This window comes from Streptococcus sp. HMSC066F10, from assembly GCF_001813805.1.
GTDB lineage: Bacteria > Bacillota > Bacilli > Lactobacillales > Streptococcaceae > Streptococcus > Streptococcus vaginalis.
In genome coordinates this window covers 41,447-54,435 of sequence record NZ_KV814002.1, presented here as the reverse complement: position 1 = coordinate 54,435, position 12,989 = coordinate 41,447, and the positions used below count along the sequence as shown (strand labels likewise).

Sequence of the window (12,989 nt, the reverse complement as noted above, 5' to 3'; positions counted from 1 at the left end):
AGTAAGATAGGAGAAGAAAAATGAATCCATTAATCCAAAGTTTGACTGAAGGTCAACTTCGTACTGATATTCCTGCATTTCGTCCTGGTGACACTGTTCGTGTTCACGCGAAAGTTGTCGAAGGAAATCGCGAACGTATCCAAATCTTCGAAGGTGTGGTTATCGCTCGTAAGGGTGCAGGTATTTCAGAAAACTATACTGTTCGTAAAATTTCTAACGGTGTAGGTGTTGAACGTATCTTCCCACTTCACACACCCCGTGTTGAAAAGATTGAAGTAGTACGTTACGGTAAAGTACGTCGTGCGAAATTGTATTACCTTCGTGCATTACAAGGTAAAGCTGCGCGTATTAAAGAAATTCGCCGTTAATGTAGAAATAACTCTGTCTGTCGGCAGAGTTTTTCTCTAGTCCCCTTAGTTCAATGGATATAACAACTCCCTCCTAAGGAGTAGTTGCTGGTTCGATTCCGGCAGGGGACATAATGTTCCCTCAAAAGTCCTTATTGTTGAAGGGCTTTTGTTTTTTTGGGTTCAATATTTGCTTGTTACTCTCAATAAAATATAAAAGTAAAGTTTGTTTTGGAAACATCTGACTGAAAGGATAAGAATATGAAGGCTTATTTTATTGGAGGACTAGGTTGCAATTGCTATTATCCCCAGGACTTTTTTAATGTCCTGTCTTTTCCAGTTACTTATCTAGATATGTATGATTCTAGGTTGGAAGAGCAACTGATTTCATTACAGGCGTTGAAAGATTGGTTTATGGCACAAGTTGATATGGATGACGATATTCTGTTAATAGCCCATTCTTTGGGAGCAGATTTAGCAGTTTATCTAACAAGTGTCTATGATAAAATTACGCATCTCGTCTTATTAGATGGTGGATACATTAATATGGATAAAATTTGCCCTTTGAATATAGAAATTGAAGATTCTCTGAATTATCTTCAAACGAATGTTTATGAGAGCCTAAAGAAAGTTGTTATAACTGAAAAACAAAGCTCTGTTATATGGTCAGAAAATTTGGAGAGGGCGGCAAAAGAAAGTTTTGTTTTTGATAAAGTTCAAAAACATTGGCATTTAAGCTTATCTGAAAAGTTAATGACTCACTTATTGACAATAAGACGGCAAGTTTTTAGAAATTTGTCCTTTTTGAAAAATAAAAATGTAATTTTGTTCATTCCAGAAATAAACAAGGAAACACCAATTTGGAAAAAGAGGGCTATACAGACCATCCCGAACTTTCTAAACCTCATAGAAATGACTAGCTGTAGTCATTCATTGTATATGGAAAAACCGAAAGAAATAGCAGCATTACTTGAAGATAAAATGGAAATTAGGTCACTCTTTTGAGAAAAGAGACTTTACTTTGCTCTTTGCCTTTTCTAGGACAAATTTGATGAGATAATCTTCTAAACTAAATTGGAACAATCTGATTTAGTTTTTTTATTTCTATAATTTCTGTATTGTTTTACTACTTATTTTCTTTATTTTTAGTTTCTTTTAAGAAAAAATTCAGTCACTTTTAAGAAAAAGTAGATATGATAGTTCCATTCAAAAGAAAGGACGTAATGAGATGAAAAACTTAAAGTTAAATTTGTTTGTCTGATAAATCTTGGCATTAAAGGAGTTATTGTGGCAATACTCTTTGGAATGCAATCTCTGATCGCTTAAAAATAGAAAGAAGGAATTTGACAAAAATGAAACAAGAGAACACAAGTAAGAAAGAGAAGATGATCATGGTTGAAAGAAGTACCAAATGGTGGATGACTGTTGTATCAAGCGGGGCACTCGCTGTTGGTCTTCTCAGTGGGCTAGGCATTGGCTCTTTAGCGATAAATGCACTCAATCAGCAGGCAAGAGTACAGACAAGCACAACAACTCAGGCACAAAATAATCAACAACAGGGAAATTCGCAGCCAAATCAAGGTGGTCCGGGAATGCCCCCAGGTGGACAAAATGGAAATAATCAAGGCGGTCCAAACGGAATGCCACCCAAACAAAATGACGATCAAAGTGACAATAGTAACAGCCAAAATGGCTCAGGAAACAGTAATAACTCAAAGAAAAAAGCTCCATCAAATGCTGACGGTTCAACCAAATCAGATAAGAATAGTAGCACGACAGAAAATAATGATTCAAATACAACAAATTCTTAATATTTCAGAGGAAGTCATGATATAATAGAATCAGAACGTCAGTAGATTGGTTTTCAAAAAGGTGAAGTGAGAAGAAGTCTTTACTTATACTTAGTTCACGATTAAGGGAATGGGGGCAGAACTGAACATTAAAAATATTTAGTTCGTGTTCTCATCCCCTCAAGCCTCAAAGTACTGTTTTGAGCAATCAGCTACTGCATCGTTAGTTTAGTGCATAACGAATTTTGAAACTGGAGACTTTTGTCCCAAACTCGTATTTTAGAAGGAAAAGCATATGATTAAGATTCTATTAGTGGAAGACGACCTCGGTCTATCTAATTCGGTATTTGATTTTTTGGATGATTTTGCAGATGTCATGCAAGTTTTTGACGGTGAGGAAGGATTGTACGAGGCTGAGAGTGGCGTGTACGACCTTATCTTGCTTGATTTGATGTTGCCAGAAAAAGACGGTTTCCAAGTATTGAAAGAATTGCGTGAAAAAGGCGTTACCACACCTGTTTTGATTATGACAGCCAAAGAAAGTTTGAATGATAAAGGACATGGTTTTGAACTGGGAGCTGACGATTATTTGACCAAACCATTTTATTTGGAAGAGTTAAAAATGCGGATTCAAGCTCTCTTGAAGCGTTCTGGCAAGTTCAATGAAAACACCCTTTCTTATGGCGATGTCACTGTTAATTTATCAACAAACACTACACTTGTAGACGGAAATGAAGTAGAATTGCTCGGAAAAGAATTTGACTTGCTGGTGTATTTCTTGCAAAATCAAAATGTTATTCTACCGAAGACGCAGATTTTCGATCGATTATGGGGGTTTGATAGTGATACAACCATTTCAGTCGTAGAAGTCTATGTTTCAAAAATCCGGAAAAAATTGAAAGGGACGACCTTTGCGAACAATCTTCAAACGCTTCGCAGCGTCGGATATATTTTAAAAGATGCTGAATAAACTTAAAAAAACATGGTATGCGGATGATTTTTCTTATTTCATTCGCAATTTTGGTATTTTTACTCTCATTTTCTCAGCCATGACTTTGATTATCATTCAGGTGATGCGCTCAAGCCTTTATACAACGGTCGATAATAACTTGAAAAGTCTCAGTCAGGATTCCGCTTCTGTCATCAATTTGGCGCTCGCTCGGAGAGTGGGGATGGAACAGAAGTCAGACAACGGAGAGCCTAAAACCGACACGGGTGACAAAGAGCTTACTGATAAACCAAATGTCAGTGCCAATACGGAAGTTATTTTATTTGATAAGAATTATAAGCCAATCATTACAAGCAATAATTTTCTGGGACTTAATAAACTTTCCTTTAATAGCAAGCAATTGGATCGCATTCGGCAAGTCCAGGTTAAAAGCAATTATGGTCGACAAGAAACCTATCGGATGATTTTATTTGAAGTGAAAATCCCAAATTTGGAAACCAATGTCAAATATGCAGCGGTCTTTATCAATATCAGTCAGTTGGAACAAACTAGTCAAAATCATGAGCAGCTGATTGTAGTTGTGATGATTAGTTTCTGGGGAATTTCCTTGATTGCCAGTGTCTATCTGGCTCGAGTTAGTGTTAAACCTTTGTTGGAAAGCATTCAAAAGCAAAAGAGTTTTGTCGAAAATGCCAGTCATGAGTTGCGCACACCTCTAGCTGTTTTACAAAATCGTTTGGAGACTTTGTTTAGAAAACCAGAATCCACCATTATGGAATCAAGCGAAAGCATTGCTTCTAGTTTGGATGAAGTGCGGAACATGAAAATGTTGACGACAAATCTGCTTAATCTAGCACGGCGTGACGACGGGATTAAACCAGAAATTGGCGATGTCGAGCCAAATTTCTTTAATACGACCTTTACCAACTATGAAATGGTTGCCGCAGAAAATGGGAAAACTTTCCGATTTGACAATAGGATTCACCGCATGATTAAAACAGACAAGACCTTGCTGAAGCAATTAATGACGATTCTGTTTGACAATGCTCTGAAATATACAGATGAAGACGGTGTGATTGAATTGACAATCTCTGCAAATGATCGAAATTTGTTTTTAAAGGTTTCAGATAATGGTCCGGGGATTAGTACGGCAGATAAGAAAAAGATTTTTGATCGTTTTTATCGGGTTGATAAAGCACGGACTCGGCAGACAGGTGGTTTTGGTCTAGGCTTGTCGCTTGCAAAGCAAATCACAGAAGCTCTTAAAGGAACTATTACGGTGAAAGATAATAAGCCGAAAGGAACTATTTTTGAGGTGAAGATTGCCATTAGAACGGACAATAGAAAGAAAAAATAAGTCAGGAATAACCTGTATTCATAGGGAAGGTTGTTTCGGAAGATGAGAAAAAACACGAACAAAGTCAGGATTAGTTGTTAGCTATCTTGATCTGTTCGTGTTTTTATCTTGTTTAAAAGCAGAGTTGAATGGTTGAGGCTGGGGAATGTCAACATCATTTTTTTAACTTCCGTCTGCCGGGCGGATGAGTTGTCTGACTTTTGGTTTATGCTGTCAGCTGGGCGGACGAGTTGCCTGACTTTTAGTTTATGCTGTCAGCTGGGCGGACGAGTCGCCTGAGTTTTAGTTTATACTGTCAGCCTGGCGAACAAACTGCCTAAGTTTTAGTTTATGCTGTCAGCTGAGCGGACAGGACTCCCAACTTTCGGTTTGCTTCATCGCCCTAATCGACAGAGAGAAGAATTTGGGTTCCAATCTCGCTATGTTCTTTATTTTATTGCGCAGACCAGACACTAACTGACTTTTCTGCAACTGGGAAATCTGCCCAGCCGTCTTTTTTGATTGTCACGGTTGATGAGCTGTTTCCTAAGTAATCTTTGAATTTCTTACCAGCCCAATTTTTACCGACATACATGCGTTTTGAACTGGCTTGATCGTTTGTTAAGATGACAGCAATCGGCTGTCCGTTGTCTTTTCCTGAACGGGTCCAAGCAATGCAATGCTCGTCGTCAAAATAATCTTTCTGTTTTCCATAGGCTAAGTTGAGACGAATATCTAATAATTTATCAAGAACTGTTTGGAAGCTGTCTTGAGCGAATTCGCCTTTGATACCATAGTAATCTCCATAGAAAACGCAAGGCAGACCTGCTTCACGCAACAAAATGAGAGCGTAAGCAGCAGGTTTAAACCATTCTTCAATAGTTGATTCCAGCGCTTGTCCACGTTGTGTGTCATGATTATCGACAAAAGTAACAGCCGATTTAGGGTGGTTTTTGACAAGCGTTTGTTCAAAAATATTTCTCAAATCATAGTCCGCCCCAGCGCGGCTAGCATCAAATAAGTTGTGGTGCAGTTTGACATCTACTAGATCAAAACGATAGTCAATACTTCCTAAATAATCGTTATTTGCAGTTTCATCACCATTCCAAAACTCTCCAAAGACATAGAAATCTTCTCCATACTTTGCCATAATGTCGCGGATAAAATTTCCCATAAAGAAAGAGTCAATATGCTTAATAGCGTCCAACCTAAAGCCATGAATGCCGGTTATTTCGATAAACCAATCTGCCCAATCATAAAGGTTTTGAATGACTTCTGGGTGCTTAAAATCAAGGTCAGCGTACATGAGATAGTCGAAATTTCCATTTTCATTGTCCACTAAATCATCGTCAGCCCAACCTTTGTTGTCCCCTTGAATGAGGTAAATCCCTGATTTATTTCGCTTAGCGTCATAATCCGTTCCTGTGAAGTGGTACCAATGCCATTCAAAATCATTGTATTTTTTATGGCGACCGGAGAATGTGAACTTGGTCCAGCCTTTTATTTCAAAAGGCTCAGAGAGGGCGACTGTACGATCATTTGGGTCAACTTCAATAACAGTAAATCTCTCTTTGTAATCCGCTGCCGCCTTGTGATTTAAAACGATATCTGCAATGGGTTCAATTCCATTTTCTTTGAGTGCCTTGATTGCGTTCAAATAGTCTTCCTTAAAGCCATACTTTGTCCGAACCGTTCCTTTTTGGTCAAACTCGCCTAAGTCAAATAAATCATAAATGCCGTAGCCGACATCGTTGGAACTAGTGGCTTTAAAAGCAGGTGGCATCCAAACCTTGCGAATGCCTTTAGAAGCCAGATGTGGAGCGTCTGTTGCCAAACGATTCCAATGTTGTCCGTCATTTGGTAGATACCATTCAAAATATTGCATTAATGTTTGATTTTCCATACGAGATACCTCTTTCTGGTCTTGTTGGCTATTATTTTATCAAAATAATCTTAACAGCGCAAACGATTGCGTAAATTTTATAGAGTCAAAGGATGAAAAATAGATTGAAACGATGATTGTTGAGGTATATAATAAGGTCAGCGAGCTATTTTTATAAAAAGTTGAAGGAGCCATTGATGAAAAATAGGATTCAAGATATTTTTGACAAGAGCATGGCGATTGAGAGTTTCACGCATACGAGTTCAGAAAGAAATATTGAAAATTTTCTCAATCACTATATTGGCGGTTTGCCGTATTTTCAGGAGCATTCAGATTATTTTGGCACCTATCAGATTCCGGATGATATTTACCAGCGTAGTGTTAATTGGGCTTTGGTAAAAGGTCATTGTGCAGATACAGTGATTTTGTTTCATCACCATGATACGGTGGATATTGAGGATTTTGGAAATTTAAAGGAATTTGCTTTTGATAATGTTGCTTTGAAAAAGGCTTTAGCGAGTGCTTCACTGGGTCAAGATGTGTTAGACGATATAGCTGCTAATAACGAATGGCAGTTTGGCCGTGGGTCATGTGATATGAAAGCTGCATTGGCTTTGCAATTGGGAGTGGTAGCAGAATATGCGAGCAAAGCAGAAGGAGAAGTGAATCTTCTTTATTTATCAGTTGGAGATGAGGAATCTTATTCTCAGGGAATGCGTGCTGCTGTAGGTTTGCTTGCTAATCTGAAAAAGAAATTTCATCTGAATTATATCTTGGCGATTGATTCAGAACCATTTGAAAGTCCTTCAGCTCAAGAAAAAGTACTGCATGTTGGAACAGTTGGAAAGATGATGCCTGTCGTGGTTACGCAGGGTATTCTTTCCCACATGAAAGAGCCTCTCAAAGGTATCAATGCTGTTTCACTCCTCGCAAAAGTGGTGGAAAAAATTGACCTTAATCCCCGCTTGTCGGATTCGATTTATGGAGAGCAGGCTCCTTTGCCTTCGTGGTCTTACATGCGTGATTTGAAGGAAAATTATGATGTGTCAACTGTTCTCAGAGCAGCAGGCTATTTTAGTGTTCTTTATTTAGATAAAAGCCCAAAAGAGCTGATGACGACGATTCAACAACTCTGCCAAGAAGCCATTGATGAGTTTTATGAGCGTTATCAGGCTTTGCAGGTAACTTATAAAGAGGATAAAAAAGTCACAAAACCTCATGTATTGACTTATGAAGAGTTAATACAGTTATGTCAAAAGAAGGCTGGATTTGAAGAATTTATGCACAAGGCAAACCAATCTGCTCATGAAGCATTTCAAGCGGGTTCAAGCTATCAAGAAATAACCATTGCAACTGTTCAAAAGGTGTTAGATTTCTATGATAAAAAGGAAGCATTTGTTGTGCTAGCTATTGCACCGCCTTATTATCCTTCTATGAATTGTCGACATCTGAAAAATAGCGTGGTTGATATTGAAAAACTCATTGCACTTTATAGTGGATACTTATCTGACACAGCGGCTGGTCGTCTCGCAGTAGAAGAGTTCTTTATGGGAATCTGTGACATTAGTTACTGTGCTTTAGAAAAATCTGTTAAAGAGTATCAAAAAATTATCGAGAGTATGGCTGTTCCTGAACATTTATATTCGATTGATTTTGAGAAAATTCAGGACATCAATGTTCCTGGCATCAATCTGGGACCTTGGGGAAAAGATTTACATCAGTTAACAGAACGCGTCTATGAAAAGGATATGTTGGAGACGATTCCTCAATTTCTGTTATATTTGCTAGAACATATTGACAGTATTAAAAAATAAAAAAACAAAAGCTATATTCATAACTGAGCTGAATATAGCTTTTGATGTTTATGAAAATTGCGCTAAAAAGTTATCTAGTTCTTTTTGGTTATGAAGAACTATAAATTTGTAGGGATACATTTTTTGAAGTTTCTCATATCGTTTCCGAATATTAGCAGTTCGTCCGTCAAGTAAGATCCAGCGGATAAATTCCCAGTCAAACTTTTCAGAACAGCCTTGTGCCATACTGCCTCTGACCTTACCTCTGTTCTTGGAATAACGCTTTGCAGCCCGCAAAAGACAATCCCAACGCGAGAAATTTAAAAAGATAATTTGGTCTGCTTGCTCCATTCTCTCTTCATAGCAGCAGGAGCTGTAGTTTCCGTCTATCACCCAAGACAGATTCTCGTTTAAGAAAGTCTTGACTTGCTCTTGCATCCAGCTGCGGTCACTCATTTCCCAATTGGGTAGAAACTGCAGCATGTCTAAATGCAATTTGGGAATAGAGTAATACTGGGCTAATTTGGTCGTTAAAGTAGATTTTCCCGATCCAGAATAACCAATGATTATAATTTTCATGTCTAGCCTTTCTGTTTTCAGCAACAAAAAAAGCTCCTTTGAGCTCTTTTTACGTTATGCAGATTATTTTGCAAGTTTGCTAGCAAGGCGTGCTTTATCGCGGCTCGCTTTGTTTTTGTGAATCAAACCTTTAGTTTCTGCTTTATCGATAGCTGAGCTTGCAGCACGGAAAAGTTCTTCAGAAGGATTTGCTTCAAATGCTTTAATTGCAGAACGCATAGCTGATTTTTGAGCTGAGTTTTTTTCGTTTTGTTTAACGTTTAATTCAGCGCGTTTGATAGCTGATTTAATATTTGCCAATGTTTTCACCTCCAATGATATACTAACTATCTAATTATATATGAAAACTTGAGATTTGACAAGCCTTTTTATTTTTTTAAGTAAATTTCATCAATTTCATGATTTTCTGTTTTATGAAGAATAATTTCAGCTCGGTTGCGTGTGGGTTCGATATAATCCTGTAAATTGACAAGATTAATAGATTTCCAGACATTTTGAGCAAATTCCATAACTTTGTTTTCTGGCTGAGAAGTGAAAGGATGATAATAGTTATTTGGATCTTCTTTTGCTAACGTGAGCAATTTTTTAAAGCGGTCCAGATACCAAGTTTCGATATTTTCAACTTCCGCATCCACGTAAATCGAAAAATCAAAGAAATCCGTCATATAAAGGCGTTCATTTTGTGGATTTTGGAAAACGTTGATACCTTCAACAATGACAAAATCTGCAGCTGTAACAGACTGTTTTTTATCAGGAACAATATCATAAATTTCATGTGAATAAACAGGGATTTGGTAGTTCTGTCCATTTTTGATATTGTCAAGAAAATCAAGCAGCAGCTCCATGTTATAACTTTCTGGAAAGCCTTTGCGCTTGAGGAGATTTTGCTCCTGCAAGTGAGTATTTGGATAAAGAAATCCGTCCGTCGTCACCAATTCAACAGTAGCATTTGAAAATGTTCTAGATAAAAGGATTTGCAAGAGCCGACTGGTAGTAGATTTTCCGACAGCGACACTTCCAGATACACCTATGATAAATGGTTGGCGCTTGCTCGCTTTTTGTAAAAAAATCCCTTTTGAAAATGCTAAATCTTCTTTTGAGCGCTTATAAATTTGGATGAGGCTGGTCAAGGGCAGATAAACATCTGTCACATCTTGAAGGCTAATCTTATCATTGAAACTTTTGATAGAATTCAATTCTTTTTGCGTCAAAGGCGGGGTTGTTTTACGATGCAGATTTTGCCAAGTTTTTCGACTAATCTTTTCAAAATGGATAAATTCGTTCGTCATATTCACTCCTATAGTTGAAAAATAGTATAACATAATTTCAAACAAATTGTAAACGGTTTACAAATAAAAGGTCTTTATGTTAAAATAGTTTTATGGCTAAAATGTATTTCGCAGAAAATCCAGATGCAGAACATGATATTCACAAATTGAAGGTTCAACTTCTGGGGCAAAATGTGACTTTCTTGACTGATGCAGGAGTATTTAGTAAGAAAATGATTGATTATGGCAGTCAAGCTCTTTTAAAGTGTCTTGATTTTCATAATCAAGAAAGCGTATTAGATGTCGGCTGTGGTTATGGAACATTAGGACTTACTTTGGTCAAAGCTAAAGAAGTCGAAGCAACGCTTGTTGATATAAATCAGCGCGCTCTTGATTTGGCGCGTCAAAATGCTGAGCGCAATCAAGTCCTAGCTACGATTTTTAAATCTAATCTTTATCAAAATGTAGAAGGGAGATTTCATCATATTATCAGTAATCCACCGATTCGAGCAGGGAAACAGGTCGTTCATGAGGTGATTACAGGAAGTTATACGCACTTACTAGACGGGGGCGACTTGACGATTGTGATTCAAAAAAAACAAGGGGCACCAAGCGCAAAAGCTAAGATGGAAGAGGTTTTTGGAAACTGCGAAATTCTAAAAAAAGATAAGGGATATTATATCCTTAGAAGTAGGAAGGAAATATGAGAGCAGTTGATGTTATTCAGAAAAAGCGAGACGGCTTAGAATTAACTAGTGATGAAATCAAGTGGTTAATTGAAGGCTATGTTGCCGGAACTGTGCCAGATTATCAAATGTCAGCTTTTGCAATGGCAGTGTATTTTAAAGGCATGACCACTCGTGAAATATCTGATTTGACCATGACCATGGTAGGGACAGGTCAGCAAATTGATTTGTCAGCTATTTCTGGAATCAAGGTTGATAAGCATTCAACCGGAGGCGTAGGAGACAAGGTAACGCTTGTACTGGTGCCTTTGGTAGCTAGTTTTGGAATTCCCGTTGCTAAAATGAGTGGTCGTGGACTCGGTCACACAGGGGGAACGCTTGATAAATTAGAATCCATTAAAGGATTTCAAATTGAGCGTAGCCAAGAAGAATTTATTAAGCAAGTACAGGATATTGGACTATCCGTCATTGGTCAGTCTGATCAGTTGGTGAAAGCGGATAAATTGCTGTATGCTTTGCGTGATGTGACCGCGACCGTTGATACTATTCCTTTAATTGCAAGTTCTGTTATGAGCAAGAAAATTGCAGCTGGTGCAGATAGTATTTTGCTAGATGTGACAGTTGGTGAAGGTGCATTTATGAAGAACTTGGATGATGCGCGTGCTCTAGCTCGTACTATGGTTGATTTAGGAAAGGCAGTTGGGCGTAAGACGACAGCAGTTATTACTGATATGAGCCAACCTCTGGGAACTAGCATTGGTAATCGTTTGGAAATCCTTGAAGCTTTGGATATCCTGCAAGGAAAAGGACGAGAAGATGTAACAGAATTTATTTGTGAATTAGGTCAAATTATGCTCAGCTTAGCAAATGTCGAAAAAACTGTAGACGAGGTTCGAGAACATCTATTTAATGGTGCAGCTCTTCAAAAATTTGAAGCTATGGTTGCAGCGCAAGGTGGCGATTTAGAAGATTTGTACAGCCCTTCATCAGCAAAATACGTTGTAGAAGTGACTGCAGATGAAGCGGGTTATATTTCTGAATTGCCAGCTATGGAATTTGGTTTATTTGCCATGCGGCTAGGTGCAGGCCGAGCGGTGAAAACGGATGCCTTAGACTTTGAAACAGGAATTGTTTTTGAAAAGAAAGTCGGAGAATCAATCAAAATTGGTGAAATTGTTGCAAAAATTTATGCAAATGCAAAAATTTCACAAGAACTAGTTACAGAATTCAAAAAAAATGTTAAAATAAGTAATGAGCCGAAAAAAGTTCAAGAGATTATTGAAGTAATCGCTTAACTTACAGGAGAACCGAAAATGAAGTTAAATAAATACATCGATCATACGCTTTTGAAACCAGATGCTCAACAAGAGCAAATTGAAAAATTGATTGAAGAAGCAAGAGAATATGATTTTGCAAGTGTCTGTGTCAACCCAACTTGGGTCAGCTTTGCAGCAGAAGGATTACGAGATACAGATGTTAAAGTTTGTACCGTTATTGGATTCCCACTGGGAGCAAATACGCCTGCTGTGAAAGCATTTGAAGCAAGAGATGCTATCAAGAATGGTGCAGACGAAGTGGATATGGTGCTCAACATTGGTGCTTTGAAATCACAAAATCTTATTTTGGTAGAAGAAGATATTGCAGCAGTAGTAGAAGCTAGTGGTGACACGCTTGTAAAAGTAATTATTGAAGCTTGTTTGCTGACAGATGAAGAGAAAGTAATCGCTTGTCAATTAGCTAAGAAAGCTGGTGCAGACTTTGTGAAGACTTCAACTGGTTTTTCAACTGGAGGCGCTACTGTTCATGATGTGGCTTTGATGAGAAAAGCAGTTGGTCCGAATATGGGGGTCAAAGCTTCAGGAGGCGCTCGCTCATACGAAGATGCAGTCGCATTTATTGAAGCAGGCGCAACGCGTATTGGAGCTTCTTCTGGTGTAGCCATTATGAAAGGAGAAAAAGCTAGTGGCGACTACTGAGTTGATTAATCTAGCTATTGAGACAAGTAAAAAGGCCTACGTTCCTTATTCTCATTTTCCAATTGGTGCTGTACTAGTAGCAAAAAATGGTCAGATTTTTACAGGTGTGAACATTGAAAATGCTAGTTTTGGTCTGACGAACTGCGGTGAGCGGACAGCCATATTTAAGGCTATTTCAGAAGGTGTTACGGAGTTTGAGGAACTAATCGTTTATGGTGAAACTCAAAAGCCCGTTTCTCCGTGTGGAGCTTGTCGTCAAGTAATGGCAGAATTTTTTCCGCAGAATTTAAAGGTAACACTTGTTGCCAAAGATAAATCGACGGTCGTGATGACGGTCAAGGAATTACTTCCATATTCTTTTACTAACTTAGACTAGTTAGTAA

General features: G+C 38.0%; 14 protein-coding genes and 1 tRNA gene. 11 read left to right on the top strand and 4 right to left on the bottom strand.

Annotated features, from left to right (window positions below; translation table 11 throughout):
* Nucleotides 1-20: 20 nt before the first annotated feature.
* The 6 genes from rplS to HMPREF2933_RS09245 all read left to right on the top strand — a co-directional run bounded on the left by rplS (nt 21) and on the right by HMPREF2933_RS09245 (nt 4,443).
* Nucleotides 21-368: a 50S ribosomal protein L19 gene (gene rplS, locus HMPREF2933_RS09270; protein ID WP_003024326.1), complete on the top strand. Its 348-nt coding sequence runs from the start codon at nt 21-23 to the stop codon at nt 366-368.
* A gap of 39 nt (nt 369-407) precedes the next feature.
* Nucleotides 408-479 (top strand) — tRNA-Arg (locus HMPREF2933_RS09265).
* 129 nt (nt 480-608) lie between these two features.
* Nucleotides 609-1,352, top strand: a complete 744-nt coding sequence (locus HMPREF2933_RS09260; protein ID WP_070241645.1) for an alpha/beta fold hydrolase — start codon at nt 609-611, stop codon at nt 1,350-1,352.
* 347 nt (nt 1,353-1,699) lie between these two features.
* A complete protein-coding gene (locus HMPREF2933_RS09255; RefSeq protein ID WP_024052212.1) occupies nt 1,700-2,158 on the top strand; it encodes a hypothetical protein in 459 nt (152 codons plus the stop codon).
* A 274-nt stretch (nt 2,159-2,432) separates the two neighbouring features.
* Nucleotides 2,433-3,107 (top strand): response regulator transcription factor, encoded by a 675-nt coding sequence (locus HMPREF2933_RS09250; protein ID WP_003024352.1) that lies wholly within the window; start codon nt 2,433-2,435, stop codon nt 3,105-3,107.
* Complete coding sequence (locus HMPREF2933_RS09245; RefSeq protein WP_024052211.1) at nt 3,097-4,443, top strand: sensor histidine kinase; 1,347 nt, start codon at nt 3,097-3,099, stop codon at nt 4,441-4,443. Before HMPREF2933_RS09250 ends, HMPREF2933_RS09245 begins: the two co-directional genes overlap by 11 nt.
* A 433-nt stretch (nt 4,444-4,876) precedes the next feature.
* Here the strand turns inward: HMPREF2933_RS09245 and HMPREF2933_RS09240 are convergent, their stop codons facing one another.
* Nucleotides 4,877-6,325: an alpha-amylase gene (locus HMPREF2933_RS09240; RefSeq protein ID WP_070241644.1), complete on the bottom strand. Its 1,449-nt coding sequence runs from the start codon at nt 6,323-6,325 to the stop codon at nt 4,877-4,879.
* Nucleotides 6,326-6,501: 176 nt separating this feature from the next.
* Here HMPREF2933_RS09240 and HMPREF2933_RS09235 point away from each other — a divergent pair, with 176 nt between their 5' ends.
* Nucleotides 6,502-8,118, top strand: coding sequence for a M20/M25/M40 family metallo-hydrolase (locus HMPREF2933_RS09235; protein ID WP_024052209.1), 1,617 nt, complete (start codon nt 6,502-6,504; stop codon nt 8,116-8,118).
* Nucleotides 8,119-8,166: 48 nt separating this feature from the next.
* Here HMPREF2933_RS09235 and HMPREF2933_RS09230 read toward each other — a convergent pair whose 3' ends face one another.
* From HMPREF2933_RS09230 to coaA, 3 genes are all read right to left on the bottom strand, one after another.
* A complete protein-coding gene (locus HMPREF2933_RS09230; protein ID WP_042754050.1) occupies nt 8,167-8,676 on the bottom strand; it encodes a DNA topology modulation protein in 510 nt (169 codons plus the stop codon).
* Nucleotides 8,677-8,739: 63 nt separating this feature from the next.
* Nucleotides 8,740-8,991, bottom strand: coding sequence for a 30S ribosomal protein S20 (gene rpsT, locus HMPREF2933_RS09225; protein ID WP_020999623.1), 252 nt, complete (start codon nt 8,989-8,991; stop codon nt 8,740-8,742).
* 53 nt (nt 8,992-9,044) lie between these two features.
* Nucleotides 9,045-9,965 (bottom strand): type I pantothenate kinase, encoded by a 921-nt coding sequence (gene coaA / locus HMPREF2933_RS09220; RefSeq protein WP_024052207.1) that lies wholly within the window; start codon nt 9,963-9,965, stop codon nt 9,045-9,047.
* Between the two features lie 92 nt (nt 9,966-10,057).
* Here coaA and HMPREF2933_RS09215 point away from each other — a divergent pair, with 92 nt between their 5' ends.
* Genes HMPREF2933_RS09215 through HMPREF2933_RS09200 form a run of 4 tightly spaced genes read left to right on the top strand, consistent with a single transcriptional unit; the run spans nt 10,058 to nt 12,982 of the window.
* Complete coding sequence (locus HMPREF2933_RS09215; protein ID WP_024052206.1) at nt 10,058-10,651, top strand: class I SAM-dependent methyltransferase; 594 nt, start codon at nt 10,058-10,060, stop codon at nt 10,649-10,651.
* Complete coding sequence (locus HMPREF2933_RS09210) at nt 10,648-11,925, top strand: pyrimidine-nucleoside phosphorylase (RefSeq protein ID WP_024052205.1); 1,278 nt, start codon at nt 10,648-10,650, stop codon at nt 11,923-11,925. Before HMPREF2933_RS09215 ends, HMPREF2933_RS09210 begins: the two co-directional genes overlap by 4 nt.
* An 18-nt stretch (nt 11,926-11,943) precedes the next feature.
* On the top strand, nt 11,944-12,606 hold the full coding sequence (gene deoC, locus HMPREF2933_RS09205; RefSeq protein ID WP_024052204.1) for a deoxyribose-phosphate aldolase: 663 nt from the start codon (nt 11,944-11,946) through the stop codon (nt 12,604-12,606).
* A complete protein-coding gene (locus HMPREF2933_RS09200) occupies nt 12,593-12,982 on the top strand; it encodes a cytidine deaminase (protein WP_024052203.1) in 390 nt (129 codons plus the stop codon). The genes deoC and HMPREF2933_RS09200 overlap by 14 nt, the downstream gene beginning before the upstream one ends.
* The last annotated feature ends 7 nt before the right edge of the window (nt 12,983-12,989 follow it).

Excerpts from the sequence above, each read along its gene's own strand:
- rplS (WP_003024326.1), top strand. The coding sequence starts at position 21 with ATGAATCCATTAATCCAAAGTTTGACTGAAGGTCAACTTCGTACTGAT.
- HMPREF2933_RS09260 (WP_070241645.1), top strand. The coding sequence starts at position 609 with ATGAAGGCTTATTTTATTGGAGGACTAGGTTGCAATTGCTATTATCCC.
- HMPREF2933_RS09255 (WP_024052212.1), top strand. The coding sequence starts at position 1,700 with ATGAAACAAGAGAACACAAGTAAGAAAGAGAAGATGATCATGGTTGAA.
- HMPREF2933_RS09250 (WP_003024352.1), top strand. The coding sequence starts at position 2,433 with ATGATTAAGATTCTATTAGTGGAAGACGACCTCGGTCTATCTAATTCG.
- HMPREF2933_RS09245 (WP_024052211.1), top strand. The coding sequence starts at position 3,097 with ATGCTGAATAAACTTAAAAAAACATGGTATGCGGATGATTTTTCTTAT.
- HMPREF2933_RS09240 (WP_070241644.1), bottom strand. The coding sequence starts at position 6,325 with ATGGAAAATCAAACATTAATGCAATATTTTGAATGGTATCTACCAAAT.
- HMPREF2933_RS09235 (WP_024052209.1), top strand. The coding sequence starts at position 6,502 with ATGAAAAATAGGATTCAAGATATTTTTGACAAGAGCATGGCGATTGAG.
- HMPREF2933_RS09230 (WP_042754050.1), bottom strand. The coding sequence starts at position 8,676 with ATGAAAATTATAATCATTGGTTATTCTGGATCGGGAAAATCTACTTTA.
- coaA (WP_024052207.1), bottom strand. The coding sequence starts at position 9,965 with ATGACGAACGAATTTATCCATTTTGAAAAGATTAGTCGAAAAACTTGG.
- HMPREF2933_RS09215 (WP_024052206.1), top strand. The coding sequence starts at position 10,058 with ATGGCTAAAATGTATTTCGCAGAAAATCCAGATGCAGAACATGATATT.
- HMPREF2933_RS09210 (WP_024052205.1), top strand. The coding sequence starts at position 10,648 with ATGAGAGCAGTTGATGTTATTCAGAAAAAGCGAGACGGCTTAGAATTA.
- deoC (WP_024052204.1), top strand. The coding sequence starts at position 11,944 with ATGAAGTTAAATAAATACATCGATCATACGCTTTTGAAACCAGATGCT.